The organism is Gilliamella sp. ESL0443 (genome assembly GCF_019469165.1).
Taxonomy (GTDB): Bacteria; Pseudomonadota; Gammaproteobacteria; order Enterobacterales; family Orbaceae; genus Gilliamella; species Gilliamella apicola_E.
The window spans coordinates 2,262,172-2,288,425 of the sequence record NZ_CP048263.1; the positions used below are offsets into that span (position 1 = coordinate 2,262,172).

The 26,254-nt window shown below is 36.7% G+C and carries 24 protein-coding genes and 1 tRNA gene; 9 read left to right on the plus strand and 16 right to left on the minus strand.

Annotated elements, in window-relative coordinates; translation table 11 throughout:
- Nucleotides 1–75 precede the first annotated feature (75 nt).
- A complete protein-coding gene (cysE, locus tag GYM76_RS10320; protein WP_370632639.1) occupies nt 76–837 on the plus strand; it encodes a serine O-acetyltransferase in 762 nt (253 codons plus the stop codon).
- 57 nt (nt 838–894) lie between these two features.
- Here cysE and GYM76_RS10325 read toward each other — a convergent pair whose 3' ends face one another.
- From GYM76_RS10325 to GYM76_RS10350, 6 genes are all read right to left on the minus strand, one after another.
- Nucleotides 895–1,731: a mechanosensitive ion channel domain-containing protein gene (locus GYM76_RS10325; RefSeq protein WP_220225404.1), complete on the minus strand. Its 837-nt coding sequence runs from the start codon at nt 1,729–1,731 to the stop codon at nt 895–897.
- A gap of 60 nt (nt 1,732–1,791) precedes the next feature.
- Nucleotides 1,792–2,379, minus strand: a complete 588-nt coding sequence (gene slmA / locus GYM76_RS10330; RefSeq protein ID WP_255561351.1) for a nucleoid occlusion factor SlmA — start codon at nt 2,377–2,379, stop codon at nt 1,792–1,794.
- A gap of 2 nt (nt 2,380–2,381) precedes the next feature.
- Nucleotides 2,382–2,840: a dUTP diphosphatase gene (dut, locus tag GYM76_RS10335; RefSeq protein WP_065733692.1), complete on the minus strand. Its 459-nt coding sequence runs from the start codon at nt 2,838–2,840 to the stop codon at nt 2,382–2,384.
- A complete protein-coding gene (gene coaBC, locus GYM76_RS10340; RefSeq protein WP_370632642.1) occupies nt 2,824–4,053 on the minus strand; it encodes a bifunctional phosphopantothenoylcysteine decarboxylase/phosphopantothenate--cysteine ligase CoaBC in 1,230 nt (409 codons plus the stop codon). Before coaBC ends, dut begins: the two co-directional genes overlap by 17 nt.
- 49 nt (nt 4,054–4,102) lie before the next feature.
- Nucleotides 4,103–5,764, minus strand: a complete 1,662-nt coding sequence (gene recN, locus GYM76_RS10345) for a DNA repair protein RecN (protein ID WP_220225406.1) — start codon at nt 5,762–5,764, stop codon at nt 4,103–4,105.
- A 116-nt stretch (nt 5,765–5,880) separates the two neighbouring features.
- Nucleotides 5,881–6,339 (minus strand): GyrI-like domain-containing protein, encoded by a 459-nt coding sequence (locus tag GYM76_RS10350; protein ID WP_220225407.1) that lies wholly within the window; start codon nt 6,337–6,339, stop codon nt 5,881–5,883.
- A gap of 183 nt (nt 6,340–6,522) precedes the next feature.
- Here GYM76_RS10350 and GYM76_RS10355 point away from each other — a divergent pair, with 183 nt between their 5' ends.
- The 3 genes from GYM76_RS10355 (at nt 6,523) to metF (ending at nt 10,505) form a co-directional block, all read left to right on the plus strand.
- Nucleotides 6,523–7,074, plus strand: coding sequence for a DUF1440 domain-containing protein (locus GYM76_RS10355; RefSeq protein ID WP_065562709.1), 552 nt, complete (start codon nt 6,523–6,525; stop codon nt 7,072–7,074).
- A 183-nt stretch (nt 7,075–7,257) separates the two neighbouring features.
- Nucleotides 7,258–9,531: a 5-methyltetrahydropteroyltriglutamate--homocysteine S-methyltransferase gene (gene metE / locus GYM76_RS10360; RefSeq protein ID WP_220225408.1), complete on the plus strand. Its 2,274-nt coding sequence runs from the start codon at nt 7,258–7,260 to the stop codon at nt 9,529–9,531.
- A 98-nt stretch (nt 9,532–9,629) separates the two neighbouring features.
- Nucleotides 9,630–10,505: a methylenetetrahydrofolate reductase [NAD(P)H] gene (metF, locus tag GYM76_RS10365; protein WP_220225409.1), complete on the plus strand. Its 876-nt coding sequence runs from the start codon at nt 9,630–9,632 to the stop codon at nt 10,503–10,505.
- A 40-nt stretch (nt 10,506–10,545) separates the two neighbouring features.
- Here metF and GYM76_RS10370 read toward each other — a convergent pair.
- Nucleotides 10,546–10,622: transfer RNA gene (locus GYM76_RS10370), tRNA-Met, on the minus strand.
- A 335-nt stretch (nt 10,623–10,957) separates the two neighbouring features.
- On the opposite strand from GYM76_RS10370, the gene GYM76_RS10375 reads away from it, so the two are divergent.
- Nucleotides 10,958–11,257, plus strand: a complete 300-nt coding sequence (locus tag GYM76_RS10375; RefSeq protein WP_220225410.1) for a GFA family protein — start codon at nt 10,958–10,960, stop codon at nt 11,255–11,257.
- A gap of 261 nt (nt 11,258–11,518) precedes the next feature.
- On the opposite strand, the gene carB is transcribed toward GYM76_RS10375, so the two are convergent.
- Nucleotides 11,519–14,734 (minus strand): carbamoyl-phosphate synthase large subunit, encoded by a 3,216-nt coding sequence (gene carB / locus GYM76_RS10380; RefSeq protein WP_220225411.1) that lies wholly within the window; start codon nt 14,732–14,734, stop codon nt 11,519–11,521.
- A gap of 1 nt (nt 14,735) precedes the next feature.
- Nucleotides 14,736–15,890 carry a glutamine-hydrolyzing carbamoyl-phosphate synthase small subunit gene (gene carA, locus GYM76_RS10385; RefSeq protein WP_220225412.1) on the minus strand — a complete coding sequence of 385 codons (1,155 nt, stop codon included), beginning with the start codon at nt 15,888–15,890 and terminating at the stop codon, nt 14,736–14,738.
- A gap of 268 nt (nt 15,891–16,158) precedes the next feature.
- On the opposite strand from carA, the gene argF reads away from it, so the two are divergent.
- The gene (gene argF, locus GYM76_RS10390) at nt 16,159–17,166 is read left to right on the plus strand and encodes an ornithine carbamoyltransferase (RefSeq protein WP_220225413.1); all 1,008 of its coding nucleotides are present in this window, start codon (nt 16,159–16,161) and stop codon (nt 17,164–17,166) included.
- A 98-nt stretch (nt 17,167–17,264) separates the two neighbouring features.
- On the plus strand, nt 17,265–17,762 hold the full coding sequence (locus tag GYM76_RS10395) for a phosphatidylglycerophosphatase A (RefSeq protein WP_065733679.1): 498 nt from the start codon (nt 17,265–17,267) through the stop codon (nt 17,760–17,762).
- Nucleotides 17,763–17,809: 47 nt separating this feature from the next.
- Here GYM76_RS10395 and nadK read toward each other — a convergent pair whose 3' ends face one another.
- Complete coding sequence (nadK, locus tag GYM76_RS10400; protein ID WP_065733678.1) at nt 17,810–18,688, minus strand: NAD(+) kinase; 879 nt, start codon at nt 18,686–18,688, stop codon at nt 17,810–17,812.
- 152 nt (nt 18,689–18,840) lie between these two features.
- On the opposite strand from nadK, the gene grpE reads away from it, so the two are divergent.
- Nucleotides 18,841–19,425, plus strand: coding sequence for a nucleotide exchange factor GrpE (grpE, locus tag GYM76_RS10405; RefSeq protein WP_065562718.1), 585 nt, complete (start codon nt 18,841–18,843; stop codon nt 19,423–19,425).
- 43 nt (nt 19,426–19,468) lie between these two features.
- On the opposite strand, the gene def is transcribed toward grpE, so the two are convergent.
- Nucleotides 19,469–19,981 carry a peptide deformylase gene (gene def, locus GYM76_RS10410; protein ID WP_220225414.1) on the minus strand — a complete coding sequence of 171 codons (513 nt, stop codon included), beginning with the start codon at nt 19,979–19,981 and terminating at the stop codon, nt 19,469–19,471.
- 163 nt (nt 19,982–20,144) lie between these two features.
- On the opposite strand from def, the gene dprA reads away from it, so the two are divergent.
- On the plus strand, nt 20,145–21,245 hold the full coding sequence (gene dprA, locus GYM76_RS10415) for a DNA-processing protein DprA (protein ID WP_220225415.1): 1,101 nt from the start codon (nt 20,145–20,147) through the stop codon (nt 21,243–21,245).
- A 92-nt stretch (nt 21,246–21,337) separates the two neighbouring features.
- On the opposite strand, the gene rraA is transcribed toward dprA, so the two are convergent.
- The 5 genes from rraA to GYM76_RS10440 form a co-directional block, all read right to left on the minus strand.
- Complete coding sequence (gene rraA / locus GYM76_RS10420; protein WP_220225416.1) at nt 21,338–21,829, minus strand: ribonuclease E activity regulator RraA; 492 nt, start codon at nt 21,827–21,829, stop codon at nt 21,338–21,340.
- A gap of 89 nt (nt 21,830–21,918) precedes the next feature.
- Nucleotides 21,919–22,821 (minus strand): 1,4-dihydroxy-2-naphthoate polyprenyltransferase, encoded by a 903-nt coding sequence (locus GYM76_RS10425; RefSeq protein ID WP_220225417.1) that lies wholly within the window; start codon nt 22,819–22,821, stop codon nt 21,919–21,921.
- Between the two features lie 68 nt (nt 22,822–22,889).
- Nucleotides 22,890–24,077: an ABC transporter permease gene (locus GYM76_RS10430; protein ID WP_220225418.1), complete on the minus strand. Its 1,188-nt coding sequence runs from the start codon at nt 24,075–24,077 to the stop codon at nt 22,890–22,892.
- A 14-nt stretch (nt 24,078–24,091) separates the two neighbouring features.
- Nucleotides 24,092–25,231: an ABC transporter permease gene (locus GYM76_RS10435; RefSeq protein WP_220225419.1), complete on the minus strand. Its 1,140-nt coding sequence runs from the start codon at nt 25,229–25,231 to the stop codon at nt 24,092–24,094.
- Nucleotides 25,213–26,184: an HlyD family secretion protein gene (locus GYM76_RS10440; RefSeq protein WP_220225420.1), complete on the minus strand. Its 972-nt coding sequence runs from the start codon at nt 26,182–26,184 to the stop codon at nt 25,213–25,215. The genes GYM76_RS10435 and GYM76_RS10440 overlap by 19 nt, the downstream gene beginning before the upstream one ends.
- Nucleotides 26,185–26,254 lie beyond the last annotated feature (70 nt).

A 26,254-nucleotide genomic window follows, 5' to 3' on the forward strand; every position in this document is an offset into this window, starting at 1 on the left:
AAATTGTTGAGACTGACGTTTAAATCTATATAGGTACTTGGTGTGAATACAAGCAAAAAAGTGGTTAAACCGGACATGTTATGGCAGACAATCCGAGAAGAAGCATCAAAGCTCGTTGAAAGTGAGCCAATGTTAGCAAGCTATTTCCATGCAACTTTACTTAATCATGAAAATTTAGGTAGTGCATTAAGTTATATTTTAGCTAACAAGCTTGCAACCCAAGTTGTACCGGCAATTGAGATTCGAGAAATTGCTAGGCAAGCTTATCAAGCAGATAGCAACATAATCAATGCCGCTATTACCGATATACTTGCTGTTTATATTCGAGATCCAGCAACCAATTACTATTCCACACCGCTGCTTTATTATAAAGGTTTTCTTTCACTACAAGCTTATCGAATTGCACACTGGCTTTGGAAACAAAACCGTAAATCACTAGCAACTTTTTTACAGAGTCAAATTGCTATTGTATTTGGCGTTGATATCCATCCAGCAGCTAAAATTGGCTGTGGTGTTATGTTTGACCATGCAACAGGGATAGTCATTGGTGAAACCGTAGTTATTGAAAATGATGTTTCTATTTTACAATCAGTGACATTAGGTGGAACCGGAAAAGAAAATGGCGATCGTCATCCTAAAATTCGTGAAGGAGTAATGATTGGTGCGCACTCAACGATTTTAGGAAATATAGAAATAGGTAAAGGAGCAAAAATTGGAGCTGGTTCAGTCGTTTTAGAGCCTGTTCCTGAACATACAACAGTAGCTGGTGTTCCTGCTAAAATTGTTGGTTGTCCTGATTGTGATAAACCAGCTTTAAACATGGATCAAGATATCTAATTTTTGAAAAATGATTCCGTTGTTCAATGACAACGGAATACATAATGTAGTTGAAAATTACGACGGAGAACTAAGATTTACATCCATAGTTGGGTAAGGAATATTAATGCCATTTTCAGTTAGCCCATTTTTAATATTCTCAAGTAATACAGCTTTTACTGGTCCATAATTAGCATTTAACGTCCAGACTAAAACATTAAAATTCATGGATGAAGCATCCAGCAAATCCAAACGTATAATCGGTTCTTTACACGTTAAAATATTATCAGTTTTATTTACAGCTTCTCTTAATACTTTATAAACTTTCTGAATATCAGAATCATATCCCACATTAACAACTATATCTAAACGTCTTTCTGGCAAACGAGTATAGTTAATAATATTTGCACTAACCACTTGTCCATTTGGAATGACGACCATTTCATTCGTTGGCGTGACAATAGTTGTTGAAAAGATTTGAATTGAATCAATAACACCTTGCTGATTATTAATAATGACTGTTTCGCCAACTCTGAATGGGCGAAAGATAATTAAAATTACACCAGCTGCAAAATTAGACAACGAACCTTGCAGAGCTAAACCTACGGCTAAGCCGGCGGCACCAATTACCGCAACAATTGATGCGGTTTGCACACCAAGTTGACCTAACACGGCAACTAGCGTCATAACAATAATGGCATAATAAGATAAAGAACTAACAAATTTAACTACAGTCGGATCGACATGGCGATTAGTTAAAATTCTTCTTAATTGACGAGCAACAAATTTAGCAATTGTTCGACCAATTAAAAAAATAAGAATGGCAAAACAAAAATGAGCAATATAACTGATTACTACGCCATCATATTTCTCAATAAACAACCAAATCTGGTTTACTATATTTTCAAAACTCATGAAATTATCCTCTGTAAAAATAACAGAAATAGTTAATTGAATAATTGCGATTAAATTGGTTTAAACTAACTGTTTTGCTAATAAAGTCCAACGGGTTTCAAAGTTTGTTGTTGGTAGATATTTAAAACCAGAACGGGAATAACGAGCCATCATTCCTTCGCAAAAAGCAAGTAACTGACTAGATAAAATACGTTCATCAGTGGTAAAGGCCACGCCTTCACGGATTTTTCTTTCTCGTATAACTTGCTTTATCTGCGTTTCGATACGTTCAAATAATTGACTGATTCGTTCTTGCAATTGGTCTTGCTCAAACATTAACGCATGCCCAGTCATAATCCGAGTCAACCCAGGATTCTTTTCAGAAAAACCAAGGATTAAAGCCAAAATAAGTTGAAGCCGCATAAATGTTTTTGGTTCATCTTGCAAAATCACATTGATGCGAGAAAGCAGAATGTCTTCAATATAAACGATCAAACTTTCAAACATTTTAGTTTTACTTGGAAAATGCCTATACAATGCCGCTTCAGAAACACCAACAGTTGCAGCTAATTTAGCAGTAGTTATTCGTTGTGTTCCCTCATTGGATTCAAGCATTGTTGCTAATGCTTGAAGTATATCTTCTTTACGATTTTTATTTTTGCTACTCACGATTATTTCTTACCTGAATGCCCAAATCCACCTTCGCCACGCGCTGATTCGATAAAATCATCAACAATATTAAATTCTGCTTGCACGACTGGCACAATAATTAATTGAGCAATACGATCACCTGGCTCAATAACAAATGGGTTTTGACTTCGGTTCCAAAGGGGAACAAACAACTGTCCTTGATAATCGGAATCAATTAAACCGACTAAATTACCAAGGACAATACCATTTTTTGAACCAAGGCCTGAACGAGGTAATACTAATGCAGCTAAACTAGGGTCAGCAATATGCATTGATAATCCGGTTGGGGTTAAGATTGTTTCGCCTGCTTTGATTTCGGTTGTTTTATCAAACATCGCTCTTAAATCAATACCTGCGGAACCTTCAGTTGCGTAAGTTGGCAGTGGAAACTCGTTACCTAAACGTTTATCTAATACTTTTATATCAATTTTTCTTTTCATCATGACTCGCTTTATATCGTGTTATAACTGCTTGAAGTAATTCTTTTGCTAATTCTTGCTTATTGCTTAATGGTAACGTTTGTTCACCATTTTGCCAATAAAGGGTTAATGCGTTTTGATCAGAATTAAAGCCTATTTTCTTGTCAGACACATCATTAGCACAAATCAAATCTAAGTTCTTAGTGGTTAATTTTTTAAGGGCATAAGCCTTTATGTTATTGGTTTCAGCGGCAAAGCCTACAACAAACGGACGTCCTTTCTTTAATGAAGCAATGTTGGCAACAATATCAGGATTTTTAACTAATTTAATAACAAGTTCATTACTATCATCGGTTTTTTTAATTTTTTTCGTGGCAATAGTTTCAGCTCTATAATCAGCAACAGCAGCACAAGAAATAAAAATTGATGATTTTTTAGCTAACTTTAATGCCACATCATACATCTCATTAGCACTTTTTACATTAATGCGATTCACATTATTTGGAGTTGCTAAATTAACTGGGCCACTGATTAAGTTTACTGTTGCTCCAATTTCAGCCGCTGCCTGAGCAATAGCATAACCCATTTTACCTGAACTGTAATTACTGATATAGCGTACCGGATCAAGCTCTTCAATGGTTGGGCCTGCAGTAATGGTAATCTCGGTTCCAGCAAGTGTTGACGTTGCTGAAAAATACTTCTCAACATGCTTAACAATGGTTGCAGGTTCAACCATTCGTCCTGGGCCAAAATCACCACAAGCTTGAAAACCATCATCAGGCCCCCAAATTAAGGTATTTCGCGAAGCTAATGTCGCTAAGTTCTGTTGAGTTGCAGCAGCTTTATACATCTGTTGGTTCATAGCTGGCGCTATGGCAATTTCAGCTGGTGTTGCAAGACACACTGTTGATAAAAGATCATCAGCAATACCATTTGCCATTTTCGCAATGATATTCGCCGTAGCGGGAGCGATTAATACCAAATCAGCCCATTTAGCTAATTCAATATGACTCATCGATAGTTCAGCAGAAGGGTCAAATAAATCACTTGATACCGTATTACCAGACAATGCTTGCAATGTCATTGGCGTAACAAAATGGCTCGCTGACTCAGTTAATACCACATGTACCTGCGCACCTGCTTTTTTTAGATGGCGGACAAGATCAGGGCATTTGTAAGCAGCAATGCCACCAGTTATCCCTAATAAAATATGTTTACCAGATAGACTCATGATCTCGTTATTCTCCGATCCCAATTAAAGGCGATATATTACCATAATTAAATTAGATAATAAGTAACTCTTTCGCATTGGCAAGCGTTGCATCTGTAATTTTATCCCCACCTAACAACCGAGCAAGTTCATTTAAACGTCCGTTTTCATCTAATCTTTGCATATCTGTCGATGTTTGTTTACCATTCGTTTGCTTACTGACAAAATAGTGCTGATTAGCTTGACCCGCTACCTGTGGTAAATGCGTTACCGTAATGACTTGTGTTGACTCACCAAGTTGCCTTAACAGTTGCCCAACCTTAGCCGCTGTTGGTCCACTAATACCGACATCAATTTCATCAAAAATCAACGCTGGGGTATCCATTTTTTGCGCGGTCAAAACCTGTATAGCTAGTGCGATACGAGACAATTCACCACCAGATGCAACTTTGGCTAATAGCTGCACCACTTGCCCAGCATTAGTACTCACTAAAAAAGAAACTTGGTCTGCGCCATCTTCACTTAATCGATTTTCATCAAATATAACATCTATACTGAATTGACCGTTTGGCATAGATAAATCGTGCATAATAGCCATTACTTTTTTAGCCAACGTTTTACTCACTGTTAATCGTTTTTGATGCAATTTTGCAGCCAGTTCTATCGCAATTTGTTGATACTTTTTGATCTCTTCTTTTAACTGTTCACCTTGTTCATCTTGTTGATTAATCTGCTTAAATTCATTAAGTAAATTTTGATGTAACTCAGGTAATGCTTCAGGAGAAACATGATGTTTTCGCGCTAAAGCAATTTGTTTAGACAAGCGTTGTTCAAGTTGCATCACTCTTGCCGGATCGAGCTCTAAGCTCTCACTATAATGGCGTAATTCATAGCTAGCTTCTTTAATTTGAATAGCGGCATCTTCTAACATAGCTAAAACATCATTCAGTGAAGGATCTAATGCGACCAACTCATGAATACTTTGTTTAACACTATTAAGCATGTTGCTGACATTATATTCGTCTGCTTCATCTAATAGCATGATAGATTGTTGGCTAAGATTAATTAGCTGTTCGCTATTGGATAATTTTTTATATTCTTCATCGATTTGTTGATATTCACCTTCAATTGGTGAAAATTCATTTAACTCTTTTAATTGATATTGTAATAACTGAACATGAGCATCACGCTCTTGTTTGGAAGAAAGATATTGTTGATAAGCTTGGCTTGCAGATTTCCATTGTTTATAAGCTTGTTGCATATTCGACAATAGTGTCGGCTCATTCATATAATGATTAAGTAAAATTTGTTGATAATCACTTCGTAATAAACGCTGATGTTCATGTTGGCCATGAATTTGTATTAACATTTGTCCTAAATCTTTTAATTGTGAGATAGGAACAGCACGCCCATTAATAAATGCTTTCGAACGCCCATCTTGATTGATAACTCTTCTTAAAATACATTCATTACCTTCATCAAGTTGATTTTCGGTTAACCAGGAGTATGCTGCTGGAGTATCATCAAGAACAAAACTGGCTGAAATATCAACCCGATCAGCTCCATTACGAATAGCTGAAGCATCAGAACGATTTCCTAAACAAAGCCCTAATGCATCGATCGCAATCGATTTACCTGCGCCTGTTTCACCCGTAATTGCGGTCATCCCTGTTGTAAAATCAACTAACAACTGATCGACGATAGCAAAATTATTAATAGTCAATTGCGTTATCATAATAAATTAATACATAAGGTTGGTTACCATATTGGCAGTATAACAGCAAAAACACTGTAAATAAATACAGTTAATTATTTTTATAAGCATTAATTTTTAAAAAGATAATAATTAATTTACGCTAATGGCAAATAAACATCAGTGATCATCTCTTGTGGTTGAATGTTTAAACCGACATTTACATAATGGAAAATTGGAGGAAAGTTCTCTATCCGCTCGCCACTTTGTGGAAGCCATGTTTCAAGTAAGTAAATAATGGCTTGATTATTTTCTCTAGAGCCAATATCCCTTGCCTTGGCACAACGAAGTTGTGTTATTTTTTTATTGATGATTCCGTAATCATTTGAGGGAATTGTGCAATTTATCGATATTGCAAAATCGACATGATGCCCACTGAGAGGCGTCGTGTTGGGATTGGTATAATGAATACCATAACTTTGATACTTTTGACTATCTAAAAAATTGCTTTCTTGTCGCCATTTAATGAATTTATTTAGAGTGTTATTCTCTAATAAAGGTGAACCATAATGTTCAATGACGGCTAATGCAGGAAATTGTACAATTTCGACATTCATAACCTAAATCCATGGATAATTTATTTGCTACTTTTTAGGATGCTATTAAAAGACGCTTAATAAATAATTTTTACCAATTATAACAATAACTTTTATACTCGATCAATTCAGCTTATTCCCCTTTCTTCCACGGTTGCTTACGGATATAATTTACAAGCTTTTAAACTATAAAGGTATTATTAAATGTTTGGAAATAAAATAAATCGTCAAATTATTGTTTGGACTACTCTGATTGGTGGATTCATTAGCGCACTGGTTAAATGGGGTTCTGAAGTTAATATGCCTCCTCGTGTTCCTGGGGAAATTTCACCACCTGCGGCACACATTGATGCATGGCTTGGTTGGTTAGGCATTAATTCTCATTCACTTGATTATGTTTACCAAACGGCAATCGTTTCGGGCGCAGTAACACTTTATCACTGGTTATTTAGTTTTGCCTTTGCCTTCGTTTATGTATTTATTGCCTACTTCTGGAATAATATTCGATTATGGTATGGTGCATTTTATGGCATTATCATTACCGTTATGATGCACGGTTTTTTAATTCCGCTATTAGGTTTTCGTCATCCCGCTTATGATCCGCAAGGCACCGTTGGTTGGTTATGGAACCTAAATGGTTATGAACTTTGGAGTGAAATTTTAGGGCATATCTATTGGGGTGTATCGATCGAAATCTGTATGATCGCTGTGCTTGCTCATTTTTCAAGACCAATCCGTGGCGAATGGCGCCAGTAGTTAATTTATTAATTTTCATCTACTTCAATCCTTCTGTTGAAAAACTGAGGGATTTTTTATACCTTTTGATATAGCTAAAAACTATATCTTTTGATAAAAAACTAGAATTATTCAATAACATTTTTTTTTGCTATCTTTTTAACCACTAAAGAAAAGTGCTAAATGCTAAATAAGGAAAAGAAAATGAATACTGCAGTTATTGGATATCCTCGTGTTGGTAAACTTCGTGAGCTTAAATTTGCAACCGAAGCTTATTTTAAAGGTAACAAAACCCAAGCTGAATTATTAAATGAAGCAAAAGCCCTACGTGCTGAACATCTACAACAACAAGCCTCACATAAAATTGCTTTAATCTCATCTAATGACTTTTCATTTTATGATGCAGTATTAGATACGGCCTGTTTACTGAATGTTATCCCGAAACGTTATCAAGATTTAGGCTTACCTGAACTCGATCGTTATTTTGCCATGGCGCGTGGTTATCAAGGTGAAAAAGGTGATGTGCGAGCGTTGGCAATGAAAAAATGGTTTAACACTAATTATCACTACTTAGTGCCAGAAATTGAAGATTCACTACAAATAAAATTAGCCTGCACCAAACCTTTTGACGAATATCAAGAAGCCAAAGCACTAGGTATTCAAACCAAACCGGTTGTGATTGGCGCATTAACCTTTTTCAAATTAGCACAGTATTTAGGTAATAAACAGCTTGTTGATTTTAAAGCCGATATTATTAAAGCCTATCAAGAAATTATTCAGAAATTTACTGCACTTGGTGCGCAGTGGATACAAATTGATGAGCCAATTTTAGTGACGGATTTAACTCATGAAGATATCGCTTTATTCAATGAGCTTTATCAGTCAATTTTATCCGTTAAAGGTATAACCAAAGTGGTTTTACAAACTTACTTTGGCGATGTGCGTGATTGTTACCAACAATTAGTGGCGTTACCATTTGACGGTATCGGACTTGATTTTGTTGAAGGTAAACAATCCTTAGCATTACTTGAAAGTCATGGTTTCCCAGCTGATAAAGTGTTATTTGCTGGTGTGGTAAATGGTAAAAATATTTGGAAAAATAATTATAAAAAAACATTGGAATTAGTCGCAAAAATTAAGCAAAAAGCGGCAAACATTGTGATTAATACTTCCTGTTCGTTACTGCATGTACCTTATACATTACAAAACGAAACTAAATTAACGATTCAACAACGAGCTTATTTTGCTTTTGCTCAAGAAAAACTACAAGAGTTAGCTGAACTGGGTGAATTAGTCAAAGACTCGAATTTTGAAAATAGTCCGGCTTACAAAGCAAATCAAACCCTATTTACGCGTGAGCGTGAAGGAGCAAATCAAACGGTACGTCAAAAAGTTTCGGCTTTAAAAGCGTCTGATTTTACCCGTCTACCAGAATTTTCAGTACGTGAAGCAGCACAGAAAAAAGCCTTTAATTTGCCATTATTACCTACAACAACGATTGGTTCATTTCCGCAAACACCTGATGTACGTTTAAATCGTGCAAAATTCAAGAAAGGTGAAATTTGTTTAAATGAATATACCGAGTTTAACAAACAAAAAATTGCAGAATGCATCAAGCTTCAAGAACAGATTGGTATTGATGTGTTAGTTCACGGCGAATTTGAACGTAATGACATGGTTGAGTATTTTGGTGAAAGCTTAAATGGTTTTGTCTTTACTGAAAAAGCATGGGTGCAATCATATGGTACTCGTTGTGTTAAGCCACCAATTGTATGGGGTGATATTTCACGCTCTAAACCAATTACCGTTGAATATTCACAATATGCACAAAGCCTAACTGACAAACCCGTTAAAGGCATGTTAACTGGCCCAGTGACGATCCTTAACTGGTCGTTCCCTCGTGAAGATATTTCACAAAAAGAGTCAGTATTCCAAATTGGTTTAGCAATCAGTGATGAAGTGTTAGATCTTGAAGCGGCCGGCATTAAAGTCATCCAAATCGATGAAGCAGCGTTAAAAGAGAAATTACCATTACGTAAAGCTGATTGGAATAGTGAATATCTTGATTGGGCTATTCCGGCATTTAGATTAGTGCACAGCAAAGTACAAGCTGATACACAAATTCATACACATATGTGTTATAGCGAATTTGCTGACATTATCAAAGATATCGATGCCATGGATGCTGATGTGATTTCATTTGAAGCATCACGTTCTAATCTACAATTGATTGATGTACTTAAAGCCAATAACTTTAAAACTGAAGTTGGACCGGGTGTTTATGATATCCATTCACCACGTGTACCACCGGTTGCTGAAATCAAAGCAACAATTGAGAAGTTACTGGCAAAAATTGACAAGCAAAAACTTTGGATTAATCCAGATTGTGGTTTAAAAACTCGTGGTGAGAAAGAAGTTGTTGCAAGTTTAGAACATTTAGTTCAAGCAACATTAGAAGTTCGAAAAACGCTTAATTAACAGCGTTAATTAATTTGCTTTACCTTAATTTCCGCCGCCGATTTTGGCGGCGGAAATGTCAGTAAGGATAATAGTAATCACACCAATGGATGATACAGATGAAAACAAATTTACTCTTTAATAAAAAAAACGTGTTCTCTTTTGAAGTTTTTCCCCCTAAAAAAACGTCACCTTTAGAGACAATCTATAGCACATTGCGTGAACTTGGTTACTTCAAACCTGATTTTATCAGTGTTACTTATGGCGCAGGTGGTAGTTTGAATGGTCAAACGACAATTGATATCGCCCACGCTGTCAAACATACTTATGGCATTGAAAGTGTTGCTCATTTGCCAGGAATTAATTTTGATAAAGCAGAAATGCAAAAAATTCTTCATGATCTTAAATGTGCCGGTATCGATAATGTGCTTGCTTTGCGAGGCGATATTAGCCCAACAGTTACACCTAAAGATGATTTTCGCTATGCCAGCGAGCTGGTTTCATTTATTAAAGAAAATGGTGATTTTAATGTGATTGGGGCCTGTTATCCTGAAGGACATCTTGAAGTATCAACGCTAAAACAAGATTTAATACATTTAAAAGAAAAGGTGAGTGCCGGAACAGATCAACTGATATCACAGCTATTTTTTGATAATGACTATTTTTATACTTTCTTAGACAAAGCCCGTGATATGGGAATTAATGTACCAATTGAAGCAGGGATTATGCCGGTAACGAACAAAAACCAAATTGAACGTATGGTATCGATGTGTGGCGTAAATCTACCGAAGAAATTCAAACAGATGATGGAGAAATACGAACATCACCCTGATGCGTTCCGTGACGCAGGTATTGCTTATGCTATCGATCAGATTGTTGATTTAGTTTCACAAAATGTTGACGGTATCCATTTGTACACCATGAATAATAGCTATATTGCTAGAAGAATTAGTGAAGCTGTATCAACGCTACTGGCTGTACCGAAATCAGAATAGTTTATTATTAAGAATAATTTAGAATAGATTTTTGAGGAATTGGTTGCGGGGGCTGGATTTGAACCAACGACCTTCGGGTTATGAGCCCGACGAGCTACCAAGCTGCTCCACCCCGCGTCAAAGAGGTGGCTATATTATAGTAATAAAATAATAAAGCAATACCTTTTTGCTTAATCGAGCTAATTTTAAACATTTTTAAACAAATAAATACGGTTTTTTTACTAAAACGTAGGGTGTTTCTGAAACTTCTTGACAAGATTTGCTTGTTTTTTAGTTATAATGATTTAGGTTTGAGTAAAAATTATTCATTTCAATCAAAAAGGAGTATTTATGTCAACTGAGTATCATGGGACATGTTTATGTGGCAAAGTTAAGTTGGTTGTCCCTTTCAAAAACTTACATTTAAGTGCCTGTCACTGTGAAACCTGTCGGAAGTGGAGTGCCGGACTTTTATGTCATTAATGTATAACGGAGAGCTTACCGTAGAAGGTCAAGACAATATACGTCATTATCCTTCATCACAATGGGCTGAAAGAGCATTTTGTCAGCAGTGCGGATCTCACCTTTATTATCATTTAACCGGCACACAAAATTATTATCTTGCTGCCTGGATTTTTAATGATATTAAGAATTTGGATTTTACATCAGAGGTCTTTATTGACAAAAAACCAACTTGTTACGCTTTTGCTAATCCGACGCAGAAACTGACAGAGGCCGATATTTTAGCTATAGTTAATCAAAATTCTAAATAAATACAATTAATTAAATCATCGACAATTTAAATAAAAATTTACTTATAATTTGGATATAGCAAATAAATAAGATGCAACATTAGTCAATGGCAAGTGATTAAGGTTTATTTAGCGTAAAGTTAATACAAGTGCAAAAAGCCTGCAAATTATCACAATTTTTAAATCAACCTTAGTACTATATTTTATATCGTACTAAGGTTCTTGTTTTGCGCAAATCTGTCAGCCGCTATGTATTTTACAGGCTTACTTTTTAGCCAATATTTATGCATAAAGTGTTTGCAATGAAACAACATATTGTGCTGGATCGCAGTCTAATGCTGCAGTTGTGGCATAAGCCGCATTCATCGTGGTATCGTAATGAACTTTATATTGAATAGCACTACGGCGTAGGATTTTCGATGCCTCAATAGCAGCCCGTCCAGATGTGGTATTGAGAATATAGCTATATTCGCCATTTTTAATATGGTCATGAATATTGGGGCGCCCTTCGTTCTCTTTTTTAACCATTTGACAGGTTATGCCAGCTTGTTGTAATGCCTTAGCAGTGCCAAAAGTAGCATCAATACTAAAGCCATGTGCAATTAATCGTTTAGCGATCTCTAATAAGCGAGTTTTGTCTTGATCACGAACAGATAGCAGAGCTTTTCCCGATTTTTTCATACTTGATAAGCTACCAAGTTGTGCTTTGGCAAAGGCTTCGGCAAAGGTATTACCAATTCCCATCACTTCACCGGTTGAACGCATTTCAGGCCCCAAAATTGGGTCAACACCACTAAATTTATTAAACGGTAATACCACCTCTTTCACTGAGTAATAAGGCGGTATGACTTCTTTGGTGATATTTTGTTTAGCCAGTGATTGCCCGGTCATAACTCGTGCAGCGATTTTCGCTAATGGCAAACCGGTAGCTTTCGACACAAATGGCACGGTGCGAGCAGCTCGAGGGTTGATTTCAATCAAATAAATTTGGTTATCTTTGACGGCAAATTGTCCATTCATAAGCCCTTTTACATTAAGTTCTAACGCTAACTGTTTAGCTTGCTTGCGCAGTTGATCTAAAATTTCCGGACTTAAACTATATGTTGGTAATGAACAAGCAGAATCACCCGAGTGAATTCCCGCTTGTTCAATATGCTCCATAATGCCGCCAATTACGATTTGCTCGCCGTCGGCAATGACATCAATATCAACTTCAATAGCATCATCTAAAAAGTGATCAAGTAGTACTGGAGCATTATTCGATTCACTGACTGCGGTTTTAAAATAACGTCTTAAATCTTGCTCGTTATACACAATTTCCATTGCTCGACCACCAAGCACATAAGACGGTCTGACCACTAATGGATAGCCAATTTGTTCGGCTTTAATCACCGCATCTTCAATATCGGTAACCGTTGCATTAACTGGCTGTTTTAACTTTAACTTATCGACAATCGACTGAAAACGTTTGCGATCTTCAGCTTGATCTATCGCATCTGGCGAGGTACCAATAATCGGTAGCCCAGCGACTTCAAGTGCTCTGGCTAATTTTAATGGTGTTTGCCCGCCGTATTGTACGATTACGCCATTTGGTTTTTCGACGTGAGCAATTTCAAGCACATCTTCCAGTGTGACTGGCTCAAAGTAGAGTCGATCTGAGGTATCATAATCGGTAGATACCGTTTCCGGATTACAGTTAACCATAATTGTTTCATAACCATCTTCACGGAGCGCCAGCGCTGCATGTACACAACAGTAATCAAACTCAATACCTTGCCCAATCCGATTCGGTCCACCACCTAATATCATAATCTTCGGGCGAATGAATTGTGGTTTAGCTTCGCACTCTTGTTCATAGGTTGAGTAAAGATAAGCTGTATCGGTCGAGAACTCTGCTGCGCAGGTATCAACTCGTTTATATACAGGATGAATATCGTATTGGTTTCTTAGATCACGAACGTCTTGTTCTTCAACATTCAACAGTTTAGCAATACGTAAATCTGAAAAACCTTTACGCTTAAGTTGCCATAATGATTCTGAATTAAGGCTAGCTAATGATTGCGATTTTAGTTGGTTTTCAAGACTGATAAGTTCTTCAATTTGCACTAAAAACCAGCGATCGATATTCGTTAATGTGAAAATTTCATCTAAACTAAAGCCGGCTCGAAAAGCGTCAGCAATATACCAAATTCGTTCAGCGCCCGCTTCTTGCAGTTCATAACGTATTTTGCTGAGATTTTTTTCATCATCATAATTGTCAATTTTCGGATCAAAACCACAGGCACCGACTTCAAGCCCTCGTAGCGCTTTTTGTAATGATTCTTGAAAAGTCCGCCCAATAGCCATCACTTCACCCACTGATTTCATTTGGGTTGTTAGACGATCATTACACCCGGCAAACTTTTCGAAATTAAAGCGGGGTATTTTTGTCACCACATAGTCGATCGAAGGCTCAAATGACGCTGGCGTTTTACCTCCGGTAATATCATTAGATAGCTCATCAAGGGTATAGCCAACCGCAAGTTTGGCCGCAATTTTGGCGATTGGAAAACCGGTTGCTTTAGATGCTAATGCTGATGAGCGTGATACCCTTGGATTCATTTCAATCACAATTAAGCGTCCGGTTTTAGGATCAACCGAAAATTGTACATTCGAACCACCTGTTTCAACGCCAATTTCACGAAGTACCGCTATCGATGCGTTACGCATGATTTGATACTCTTTATCAGTTAGTGTTTGAGCTGGGGCTACGGTAATGGAATCCCCGGTATGAATGCCCATAGGGTCAACATTTTCAATCGAACAGACGATGATACAGTTATCATTTTTATCTCGTACCACCTCCATTTCGTACTCTTTCCAACCAATTAATGACTCATCAATGAGGAGTTCATTGGTGGGCGACAGATCAAGTCCTCGGGTACAAATTTCATCAAATTCTTGAGTGTTATAAGCAATCCCGCCACCGGTTCCACCCATAGTAAAAGAAGGGCGAATAATGCAAGGAAAGCCAACTTGTTCAAGTACGGCATAAGCCTCTTTTAATGAGTGAGCAATGCCGGAACGGGCGGTATCAAGACCAATTTTTTTCATGGCTTGATCAAAACGTTTGCGATCTTCAGCTTTACCAATTGCATCAGCGGTAGCGCCGATCATTTCGACATTAAATTGTTTTAAAATGCCTCTTTTATCCAGTTCTAACGCACAATTGAGCGCAGTTTGTCCACCCATGGTGGGCAAAATGGCATCGGGTCTTTCTTGTTCAATAATTTTACTCACCGTTGTCCAATCAATCGGCTCAATATAGGTTGCATCCGCCATTTCCGGATCGGTCATAATGGTGGCAGGGTTAGAATTGACTAAAATAACCCGATAACCTTCTTCACGCAGAGCCTTACAAGCTTGAGCCCCGGAATAATCAAATTCACAAGCTTGACCAATAACAATTGGGCCAGCGCCAATAATGAGAATGCTATTAATATCTGTTCGCTTAGGCATGTTATTGCTCCTGCTTATAAATTTTAATTAATTCGATAAAGTGATCAAATAGTGGGGCGGCATCGTGAGGCCCGGGACTCGCTTCGGGGTGACCTTGAAAGCTAAAAGCGGGTTTTTGATTATGATGAACACCTTGTAGCGAATCGTCGAACAGTGATTTATGCGTCACACGTAAGTGAGTCGGTAAACTCATTTCATCAACGGCAAAACCATGATTTTGGGCGGTAATCATAACTCGATTATTTTCAAGATCTTTAACCGGATGATTGCCACCATGATGTCCAAATTTCATTTTTATGGTTTTTGCACCACAAGCCAACGCTAACAGTTGATGCCCTAAACAGATACCAAATATCGGTATGTCAGTAGTTAAAAACTGTTTAATGGCATCAATGGCATAAGTACAAGGTGCCGGATCACCGGGACCATTTGATAGGAATATACCGTCAGGATTTAATGCTAATACCTCCTGCGCAGAGGTTTTGGCCGGAACAATGGTCAATTTACAACCCCGTTCAACTAACATCCGTAGGATATTACGTTTTACGCCAAAATCATAAGCCACAACATGATAAGGCAAGGCGTTTTTTGCCGCGGGGTGTTCTTGCTCTCTTGTCCATACACCTTGTTTCCACAAATAGCTTTTTGTACAGGTGACTTTTTGGGCTAAATCCAGTCCGGATAATCCTTTAAAATCGATCGCCATTTGTTTAGCGGTATCGGCTTTTTCAAGTAAAGTTTCTCTATCGTTTGCCGTGATAATCACACCATGCTGAGCCCCTTTTTCACGCAAGATTCGAGTTAAACGGCGAGTATCGATATCGGCAATGGCAATAACATTATGCTGTTTTAAATAACTCGAAAGATCGAGCTCATTGCGATAATTGCTGGCTAATAGTGGTAAATCACGAATAATCAGCCCTTTTGCATAAACTTGATTAGATTCAGCATCGGCATTGTTAGTACCGACATTACCTATATGGGGATAAGTTAACGTGACCAATTGCTCGCAATAGGAAGGGTCGGTGAGTATTTCTTGATAACCGGTCATTGAGGTATTAAAAACAACCTCACCAACAGTTTCTCCATCAGCACCGATTGATTTACCGATAAATTGTGAACCGTCTTGTAATATAAGGAGGGCATAAGTTTGCATGGCTAAGAGACCTTTTGATTAAATAAACACTATTTATGAATAATAATTCACATAAATGCTTTTTCAGTAACTCATTAATTGGTCATTTTATTACAATTTTTTAAACAAAAAAAGCGTTATTATAAAAAATAATTAAATAATAAAATCTAATTTTTTAGACAATTCAATAACTAAAAAGGACATTTTATAAATTTAAAACGTTTAACTTGAAATTGCATAATTATTCAAATAGAATCGTATCAATATTTACCGCTATCAGGAGCTCAATATGTATGGTTTTTATCAACGTCATTTTTTACGTTTACTCGACTTTACCCCAGCAGAAATTAACCAGCTGATTCAGCTTGCTATTGAATTAAAAAAAGCAAAAAAACAAGGTAACGAAAAACAACATTTGGTTGGCAAAAATATTGCCTTAATTTTTGAAAAAGATTCAACCCGTACTCGTTGTGCTTTTGAAGTCGGTGCATATGATCAAGGCGCTCAAGTCACCTATCTAGGGCCAAGTGGTAGCCAAATTGGGCATAAAGAGTCGATTGCTGATACAGCTCGAGTGCTCGGACGCATGTATGACGGTATTGAGTATCGAGGTTATGGGCAAGATATTGTTGAAACTTTGGCAAAATATGCCGGTGTGCCGGTTTGGAATGGTTTAACGACTGAAGCGCATCCAACGCAAATTTTAGCAGATTTTATGACCATGAAAGAGCATATCGGTGAGCGCCCACTTAATAGCGTTAAATTTGCTTATTTAGGCGATGCTCGTAATAACATGGGCAATTCGTTAATGGAAGGTGCTGCCTTAATGGGTATGGAGATCCGACTAGTGGCGCCCAAAGCGTGCCAACCTGAATCAGAGCTTGTTCAAAAGTGCCAAGAGATAGCTAAAACAACAGGTGCTAAAATCGTTTTAACTGAAGATGTCGCTGAAGGTGTGAAAGGCGTTGATTTTCTTTATACCGATGTATGGGTTTCCATGGGCGAACCGAAAGAAGTGTGGGATGAGCGAGTAAAATTATTAACCCCATACCAAGTCAATCAAAATGTAGTCAAATTAACCGAGAATCCAAATGTTAAATTTATGCATTGCTTACCGGCTTTCCATGATATGAATACCACAGTAGGTCAACAAATGGCTGCCCAGTATGGTTTGAAAGATGGTTTAGAAGTGACAAATGAAGTCTTTGAATCTAAACATAGCATCGTTTTTGATGAAGCCGAAAATCGCCTGCACACGATCAAAGCAGTAATGGTTGCAACCTTAGCTAAAGACTAATAATATAGTTAAATATTATTAGTGCTGGCTAAAGTTAGCTAAGCAAATTTTTTGCCGACCTCAAGTCGGCATAATTTTATCAACCGATTATCATCAGAATGACGAAACAAGCGCGCAATAAAGATTTTAAAAAATACCTAAAACTCACAAATCCAATTCATTTTTTAGCGGTCGGATTAGGCAGTGGGCTATCGCCAATTATGCCTGGTACTATGGGATCATTAATGGCGATACCACTATGGCTTTTATTTTTGGGTTTACAACCTACTTTATATTGGGTTTTTATTTTAGTGACGTTTGTGTTTGGTTGTTATATTTGCCAAAAAACGTCGGATGATACCCATACTCATGATTCGGGTCATATTGTTTGGGATGAATTTGTCGGTATGTGGATAACGCTGTATTTCATTCCTCAATTTTCAATACTATGGGTGACGATTGCTTTTGTCGCATTTAGATTGTTTGATATGGCAAAACCTTGGCCTATTCGTTGGTTTGATAAGCGTGTGCCGGGCGGTTTTGGTATTATGGTCGACGATGTTATCGCCGCCATATTCTCTTCTTTATCTGTTTACGTGTTAACATTTATCATTTAAAGATAGTTTACCTTTAAATGATAATTTTCTTAACATAATGATTAAATTCAAAACATCTTTTGTGACCAACCTAGTTTGCTTGAAAGATTATTAAAATAATCATAATCCTTAGAATGAATTAAATTAAACTCATAATCTGAGCGACGAATAATTACCTCTTGTGTTGGTTTAACTGGCAAGATAATTTGGCTATCGCAAGCAACATTAAGATCCAAAGCTGTTGTTGGAAATTTAAGATGGATAGGATTATCACTCTTAATCACTAATGGTCTAACCGCTAAAGAGTGTGGAAACATTGGTGTGATAATTAACGCATCTAAGTGCGGCGCAAGGATTGGTCCACCAGCTGATAACGAGTAAGCAGTCGATCCTGTGGGCGTTGCAATAATTAAACCATCAGCTCGTTGTGAAAATGCATTGCGCTCATTGATATACACATCATAATCAATCATATGCGCAACAGTATTAGGTGTAACTACAATTTCATTTACAGCAAAACCAGAATTAATTAACCGACCATCACTGTAGATAGACACTTCCAATAAAAACCGAGGATCATCATCGTAGTCCCCTTTGATAACAGGAGTTAATTGCTCAATAACATGATCATGGGAAATATCGGTTAAAAAGCCTAAATTACCTCGATTTACTCCAATCACTTTAATTTTATAGTGCGATAATTGACGTGCCGAACGTAGCATATTACCATCACCACCGACAACAATGGCTAAGTCGGCTTGCTCACCAATCGTATCTAAAGTTGCGTATACACTACTAGGAAATTTTATATACTGCGCTAACCGATCTTCAACTAAAACTTGAATACCTAAGTTAACTAGCCAGTCATATAGAACCTGATGAGTTTCAATCGCCTCTAATTTACGTGGAATCCCAACCAAACCAACACATTTAAATGGTATACCCATAAAATATCCTTGTTTTTTTAACTTAAATATAAAGATTTTTTAGTTACCGATTAAAAAACACGATATCATCTTATCGTTAAACTTGTAATAATAAAAATTGCCCCCATAATAACTGTTATTCATTAAGTTTTCGACTAAATTTGGAGTACCGTATGACTGAACAAGAGAATAATATGTCAGAAAATGAAACAAACATTGAAGTCCCAGCTGAGCAAACTACTGAAGAACAAACGCCATCTCAACCAAGTGTTGAAGAGCAGTTAAAAGCCAAAGATACACGTATTGCAGAACTTGAACAAGCATTAGAAATTGCTAAAAAAAATGAAAGTGAAGCAATGATTCGTGCTCGAGCTGAAATTGATAACGTGCGCAAACGTGTTGAACAAGATGTGGACAAAGCACGTAAATATGCTCTTGAGAAATTCTCAAATGAGCTTTTACCTGTAATTGATAATCTTGAACGCGCATTAGAATCTACAGATAAAAATAATCCAGAGCACAAAGCAACTGTAGAAGGATTAGAGTTAACATTAAAATCGTTTTTAGATACGGTCAAAAAATTTGGTATTGAAGTGATAAATACTGCTGATTCACAATTAAACCCAGATCTACATCAAGCGATTAGTATGGTTGAATCACCAGAACATCAATCAGGACAGATCGTCAATACTATCCAAAAAGGCTATACACTCAATGGTCGACTTATCCGACCTGCTATGGTGATTGTAGCTAAATAATGAAAGCTTAAATAAAAAACCGCCAAATTAATGGCGGTTTAATTTATCGATTCTTTTGCTCTTCACGAGCTAGCTTTTTCATCTTTTGCTCAATACGTTGACGCTTTAATGGCGAGAGATAATCGACAAAGAGTTTACCTTTTAAGTGATCCATTTCATGCTGGATACAAATTGCCAATAGTTCATCAGCATCAATTTCATAAGGTTTACCATTACGATCTAATGCCTTGATTTTGATTTTTTCTGATCTTGGAACAAATCCACGGCAGTCAGGTATCGACAAACATCCCTCTTCAATGCCAGTTTCACCTTCTTGGCTTATCACCTCAGGATTGATAATCACATAAAGTTGGCTTCTATCTTCCGACACATCAATCACAATAATCTGCTCATGTAAATCTACTTGTGTAGCTGCAAGTCCAATACCATTTTCGGCATACATGGTTTCAGTCATGTTATCGATAATGTTTTGTAGCTCTGGTGTAAAATTAGAGACAGGCTTTGCAATTTTGCGAAGTCGTTCGTCTGGGAAACGTAATACCGGTAAAATAGCCATAAATTCTTCGATCTACTCCTCAATTTTGTATTTTTTCAAATTCGCCTACATTGTAAACATTTATTATGCCTATGAATAGATTTAGTTGACTATTACTAAAATATATCTAATCAATCCTTCTAGATATGGCACTAAGCAACAATGTAGAGGAAAAAGGACTGTAATGAGTAAATATGAGTTTTTGTTACGAATTTCAATGCTTGGTCAGAAAAGAAAGGGATATTTCGAGCAAATTGCTCACTATTTTAGTGCTGGTCTACCTAATAAAATAAGAGATGTATCGCTATTATTGGAAAAAATAGGTTTATCCAAAACTCTTCAAGATCGTTTTTTTGAAACATCTTATCTTCATTTTGAGCCAATACTCGATTGGTTGGCAACACCTTACCCAGCCAAACATTTGATCGCGTATTGTGATTCCGATTATCCAATGTTACTTAAGCAAATTAGTTCACCACCATTATTGTTATTTGTTATGGGTAATAGGCAATTATTACATTCACCACAAATTGCCATGGTTGGTAGCCGTGAATTTAGTGAATATGGTGCACAATGGGGAAGATATTTCGCTGGTGAATTAGCAATTAATGGTTTAACAGTCACTAGCGGACTAGCTCTGGGTTTGGATGCGATTTGTCATCGCGGTGCTCTTGAGGTATCAGGAAATACTATAGCTGTTTTAGGTAGTGGATTAGCTCAAATCTCACCACGCTCAAACCTCAGATTGGCAAATGATATTTTGGCACAAAATGGCGCCATCATTTCAGAATTTTATCCATTTGAAAAAGCAAGATCCGAATACTTTCCACGTCGCAATCGTATTATTAGTGGATTAAGTTTAGGAACCTTTGTGGTTGAAGCATCTGAAAAAAGTGGATCACTAATCACTGCTCGTTATGCGCTTGAACAAAATCGCGATGTATTTGCCTTACCGGGTGATATCGATAATCAAAATAGTCATGGAACCCATTATTTAATCAAGCAAGGGGCTTATCTAGTCACTCACCCAACTGATATTTTAGAACACTATAGTGGCTTTTTATCAACAATAAATAGACAAAATAGTGTTGAGAATAAAGAGAGTAATACTGTTTTATATCCTGAAATTTTTGCCGTTATTCGTCATCACCCAATTCCAGTTGATACAATTGCAGCCCTGGTTAATTTACCCATTCCTGAACTCACTATTAAATTATTAGATATGGAGATAGCAGGATTAATTATCACCGTTACTGGTGGTTATATTCGTAATCGAACAAAATAGAAAATTGTATCGCAAAAAAAGTTGAGGAGCGGGGTTTTTGAGCATAAAAAACCGCTGTAAAACCACAGCGGTTTATGAAAATAATGAGTGATTTATTTATCGTCTACTTCAAGAGCGATTTCAGATAAGATAATGCCGGTATTATCAGCATAAATAAAGTCACCTGAGAAGAAAGTCACGCCACCAAAATTAACACGAATATCAATTTCACCAACGCCTTGATCATCCGAGCCAACAGGAATTGCTGCAAGTGCTTGAACACCAATTTCAGCATCAGCAATATAATCAACTTGTCGCACAGCACCATAGACGATGATACCTTCCCATTGGTTTTGCAGTGCAATATCGATTAATTCCGCATCTATCAATGCTCGGCGCACAGAACCACCACCATCAATAACCAATACTTTACCTGCCCCATTGGATTGTAATACTTCGTACAATATACCGTTATCCTCAAAACATTTCACTGTGACGACCTGGCCTGAAAACGAAGCTACACCACCAAAATTACTAAATATCGGTTCTACGACATTAACATCTTCTGGGTAGTAATCACAAAGAATTGATGTTTCAAACTCCATGGTAGAGTCTCCTTTAACTGTAATATTCATTCGATTCTAGTATAACGCTAACATTAAGTAAAACGATATAAATTTAGAATAAACGTGAGCTAGCTCAAAATAATACCCAAACAATAAAGTAAATTAGTTAATAAAGCAAGTTTGACCATTTGTATTAGTAACGGTGCAGCGTCATTAACCGTCTTAAATTTAAACACCGAATTGATATGTTTTATATACAGTGGCAATGTTAATAAAAATAGTCCACTCCAAAAAGTATGTAGATTTTTATAAGCAAATAAACTAAATAGACACAATGATACAATTAATAAAAGTAAGTGATAACAGCAACCGTAAGTTTTACCAATCAGCACAATCAATGTTCGTTTATGATGTTGTTTATCGCTTTCATAATCGCGCAGATTATTAATATTAAGTACTCCAACCGCTAATAATCCACTAGCAATTGCAGGTAAGATGAGTCGTGTCGATAACACTTTAGTCTGTAAGTAATCACTGCCAATTACCCCAACCAACCCAAAAAAGATAAGGACAGAGAAATCACCTAATCCAATATAACCATAAGGTTTTTTCCCCATCGTATAGGTAATTGCTGCAATAATTGAGCATAATCCTAACAAGACAAAAATCAGAAGTTGTCGATAGTTGTTGCAGGCTAAAATAAGTAATGCAAGCCCTGAAGTAATACATAATAAAACGGTAATCCAAAGCGCTATTTTTAGTTGATTAAGCGTGATTAAACCTAACTGTAATCCCCGTTTATGCCCTGTTAAATTTTGTTGGTCACTGCCTTTAATTGCATCACCGTAATCATTAGCCAAATTGGATAAAATTTGTAATAATGATGCGGTAATGATTGATAGTAGCATAATCAATGGGTCAAAAGACCGTTGCCAATATGCTAGCGAATTTCCCATCAAAATAGCCGAAAGCGATAATACTAACGTTTTAGGGCGTAAACTAATAATCCATGGATAATATTTATTGGACATACGTTATTTATTTGAAAAATTTAAGCATTCATCATAACAGCTATTGATTGTATATTCACGTTTTAGCATTAACTAATTGAAGGTTTATTATTAACTTTTTTAGTATTTGAACGCACAAAATTTTTTATTTTTTTGAAATATCTTCTCATCTTTCCTTCGCGTAGTGCTGCAATAAAAAAGCCTAGCGAACCATATATGACTCCGAGAAATAGAATCATAAATATATTAAATACATTATCTGACAAACCTAACCCCATCTGATTTACACCAGCAATCATATTTGTTGCCCATGTAGATGGTAACATTCGCGATACCGTTTGTACCCATAACGGCATAGCATCAAGAGGCCATATAGTACCGGATAGATAAAATACGGGGGTAGTCAAAAAGGCTAAGGTTAGATAAATCATCTCGGTTCGATGTAAACATTCAGTGAGTAATTTACTCAAACCCAACACCGCTAATAATAGCGGAAATGTCATAATAATAATTTCGGGTATGCTTGCTAATTGCCTATAGCCAAGAACCCAAGGCCATAATCCAAAGAGGACTAAAGACAAAAAGAGCCATATTGGTATAAGACCGCATAAACTTCCGAATATAACAATCTTTGGTGGTTTACCTTGGGGCAAGGAGTGCAAGGTGATATTGGTGCGCGTTGAGGCAATCAAAAAGGAGTGTTGCAACAACATGACAAGTAATCCAGGAAAAGTTATCGCCGCAAAACTAATCCCGGCATTATAAAGCGGCATCGTTTGCCCTTTTATTGGCGATAAGATGATATTAATCTGCGGATCAGAAAAACCAGCATTGCGCATTACCCGCGTATTATATTCGGTTAATATTTGTTGATATATTCCTCTAATATCAACTTGTATTAGACCATTAGCTAGACGACTAGAAGCATCACCATAAGCAGGAATTGTCACCTCTTCACCATTTAAAAGACGTTTTTCGAAATTTCTTGGAATGGTAAATACCGCAAATAATTTACGACTGTTAATATCATCATAAGCTTCTAATGAATTTTCATAAGTAAGCACATCGATTTTAGAACTGGTATTTAAAGATCGAATCAAACTTCGACTTGTAGCGCTATGATCCTGATCAACAATTGCTACCGGCAAATTGGTGATGGTGCCATTAATATAAACTAAGCTCATTAATGAAACAGAAACTAATAGCAATAACCACATTGGTCGCATTAGCATATAAAAAAACATTTTTATAGCTGAAGATAAAAATAGCTTAAGCATCCAAATATTGCCTCTTACTGTGAATGTAAACGTTTGACTAAACGTTTTCTAACTAACACTGTAATAATTATTGGATAGATCATTAAAATCCCACATGTTTTTAATACAGATAGATAACTGGAATGTCGTAAAAAGAGATCGAATAATTTATTCAGTGCATAGGTTAAAGGCTCAAGTGACGAAATAAATCTTGCTATCCAAGGCATCGACAATTCAGGCACCACTACTCCTGAATAGGTCAACGCAAGCCCCACCAATACCCCAATATAGGTATATGCATCTAATACTGTTTTAGTAAATGTATAAAGCAAAATACCAATACTTTGCGCAGCAATAACATAAAAGAATACCACCAGCATCATAGCAAATGGCGAACCAGATACGCGCGCATCAGAAAATAAAACCAGCATAGCTATTTCAAACATCAATAACATGGTATACCAGATGGTATAAGGAGTTAGTTTACCTAATACAAATGGATAATTAGGCCGAGTCCGTTTAGGTAATCGCGATAAAATATGAATTGTTGTGGTCACTACAAATAATTGTAACAAATGAACTACCGCGGAAAATTGCTGGAAGTACATTGAGTTACCACTAGCATTAAATAACCCATCATAATTGAAATTAACTTGAGAAAGCTTAGGTACGGGCAAACCAATACTGGTTGCCATGGTCGTCCGATATTGTGTATTTAATGAAGCAATTAGGCCGGAATAGTCCATAATAGAGTATAAGCCAGCACTATAATATAAAGCATTATAATAAAGCATCGGCGTTGGTTGACGACCAGCTAATACATCGGCTTCAAAATTAGGCGGTATGTAGAGAATGGCGTAGATTTTAGCTTTTTCTAAATCACGTTCAGCCATTTTTAACTGATTATCATAATTAATTAGATTTGCGTGCGCGCCAGCGTTAAGATCCCGAATAATTTCACGAGATAAGGTACTTTTATCTTGATCAACATAACCTACTGGAAGATCAAATAATACACCTCGATAAAATATACTGCTGATGATCACAAAAATAATCAGCGGTAAAATCCACATTAACCAATGGAAAGTAAAACGCTTAAATATAACTGGAATTTCATCGTTAAATGCTTCTTTAAAGCGATGCCAGAAATCTGAAATTAGTTGTCTATTTTCCATAATGTACTCATACCTGCGCGTAAGCCTTCAACAGGTTTAGTTGGATAAAGTCTAATTTCAAAGGTTTTCAAATCGAAATCACCCGTTGCTCGAGTAGCACGTTTAGTTGCATAATCGCCCATTGGTGAAATAAAACGAACTTCCGCTTCAACTTCTTTATTGCCAAGGGCTGGAACTTCCAACCTAACATGGTCACCCTTGTGAATATTAGGCATAATATTCTCACGAATATTAAACACAAAATAAGCTTGTGGTAATCGAATAACTGTTAATAGTGGGCTATTTGCATTAAACAGCTCGCCTACTTCGGCAGGGATTGAACCAACCTCACCATCTACAGGCGCCTTGACTTGCAGATCATCATATTGAATCTGTAATTGTTTAAGTTGCTCTTCAGCCTCTTGCAATTTAGCATTATAGATCTCACGCTGTTCAATACGATCACCGTTTTTCGCTTGATCTAAATTGGCTTGGGCTGACAAAACCTGCTGATGAGCTGCATCACGCGTTTTAAGGGCATTATCTAATATTGATTGAGAAACAAAACCTTTTGCCGAAATGGCTTTATTACGATTGTACTCTTTCGAAGCATTATCATAAGAAACTTTTGCTTGTTCCAATAACGCTTCATAATAGCGAATACTTTCTTCACGAGTACCGTTTTGAGAAAGTTCAACTTGCGCTTTTGCTTGATCTCGCCCAGCTTCGGCAGCTTTAACTTGAGCTAAAAGCTCAGGACTGTCAAGCGTAATTAAGACATCATTTTGTTTAACATCATCGCCACGATTGACATGAATTACTTGCACTCGCCCCTTGGCTTTAGAGGATATGCTGACATTAGGTGCATCAACTTCGCCTTGCAAAATAAGCTGGCTGCTATGAGCACGTATTAAGATCGTCATTGAAATTAAAATAACAATCAATGCAATAACAATAAAAATTTTTTTATTCATAAATTTGTTTTGAGTGACAATTGTAAGATAAGGCCTAAAGAACTAGGATAATTGTATGCAATCAAGAATT

What these genes read in the sequence shown, in the direction of transcription:
- GYM76_RS10355 (WP_065562709.1), top strand. Translation starts at nt 6,523, where the DNA reads ATGTTTGGAAATAAAATAAATCGTCAAATTATTGTTTGGACTACTCTG.
- dut (WP_065733692.1), bottom strand. Translation starts at nt 2,840, where the DNA reads ATGAAAAGAAAAATTGATATAAAAGTATTAGATAAACGTTTAGGTAAC.
- GYM76_RS10375 (WP_220225410.1), top strand. Translation starts at nt 10,958, where the DNA reads ATGTCATTAATGTATAACGGAGAGCTTACCGTAGAAGGTCAAGACAAT.
- recN (WP_220225406.1), bottom strand. Translation starts at nt 5,764, where the DNA reads ATGATAACGCAATTGACTATTAATAATTTTGCTATCGTCGATCAGTTG.
- argF (WP_220225413.1), top strand. Translation starts at nt 16,159, where the DNA reads ATGTATGGTTTTTATCAACGTCATTTTTTACGTTTACTCGACTTTACC.
- GYM76_RS10425 (WP_220225417.1), bottom strand. Translation starts at nt 22,821, where the DNA reads ATGTCCAATAAATATTATCCATGGATTATTAGTTTACGCCCTAAAACG.
- GYM76_RS10350 (WP_220225407.1), bottom strand. Translation starts at nt 6,339, where the DNA reads ATGAATGTCGAAATTGTACAATTTCCTGCATTAGCCGTCATTGAACAT.
- rraA (WP_220225416.1), bottom strand. Translation starts at nt 21,829, where the DNA reads ATGGAGTTTGAAACATCAATTCTTTGTGATTACTACCCAGAAGATGTT.
- grpE (WP_065562718.1), top strand. Translation starts at nt 18,841, where the DNA reads ATGACTGAACAAGAGAATAATATGTCAGAAAATGAAACAAACATTGAA.
- def (WP_220225414.1), bottom strand. Translation starts at nt 19,981, where the DNA reads ATGGCTATTTTACCGGTATTACGTTTCCCAGACGAACGACTTCGCAAA.
- cysE (WP_370632639.1), top strand. Translation starts at nt 76, where the DNA reads ATGTTATGGCAGACAATCCGAGAAGAAGCATCAAAGCTCGTTGAAAGT.
- GYM76_RS10435 (WP_220225419.1), bottom strand. Translation starts at nt 25,231, where the DNA reads ATGGAAAATAGACAACTAATTTCAGATTTCTGGCATCGCTTTAAAGAA.
- carA (WP_220225412.1), bottom strand. Translation starts at nt 15,890, where the DNA reads ATGCAAACTTATGCCCTCCTTATATTACAAGACGGTTCACAATTTATC.
- dprA (WP_220225415.1), top strand. Translation starts at nt 20,145, where the DNA reads ATGAGTAAATATGAGTTTTTGTTACGAATTTCAATGCTTGGTCAGAAA.
- GYM76_RS10440 (WP_220225420.1), bottom strand. Translation starts at nt 26,184, where the DNA reads ATGAATAAAAAAATTTTTATTGTTATTGCATTGATTGTTATTTTAATT.
- GYM76_RS10430 (WP_220225418.1), bottom strand. Translation starts at nt 24,077, where the DNA reads ATGCTTAAGCTATTTTTATCTTCAGCTATAAAAATGTTTTTTTATATG.
- carB (WP_220225411.1), bottom strand. Translation starts at nt 14,734, where the DNA reads ATGCCTAAGCGAACAGATATTAATAGCATTCTCATTATTGGCGCTGGC.
- nadK (WP_065733678.1), bottom strand. Translation starts at nt 18,688, where the DNA reads ATGGGTATACCATTTAAATGTGTTGGTTTGGTTGGGATTCCACGTAAA.
- metE (WP_220225408.1), top strand. Translation starts at nt 7,258, where the DNA reads ATGAATACTGCAGTTATTGGATATCCTCGTGTTGGTAAACTTCGTGAG.
- GYM76_RS10325 (WP_220225404.1), bottom strand. Translation starts at nt 1,731, where the DNA reads ATGAGTTTTGAAAATATAGTAAACCAGATTTGGTTGTTTATTGAGAAA.
- GYM76_RS10395 (WP_065733679.1), top strand. Translation starts at nt 17,265, where the DNA reads ATGACGAAACAAGCGCGCAATAAAGATTTTAAAAAATACCTAAAACTC.
- metF (WP_220225409.1), top strand. Translation starts at nt 9,630, where the DNA reads ATGAAAACAAATTTACTCTTTAATAAAAAAAACGTGTTCTCTTTTGAA.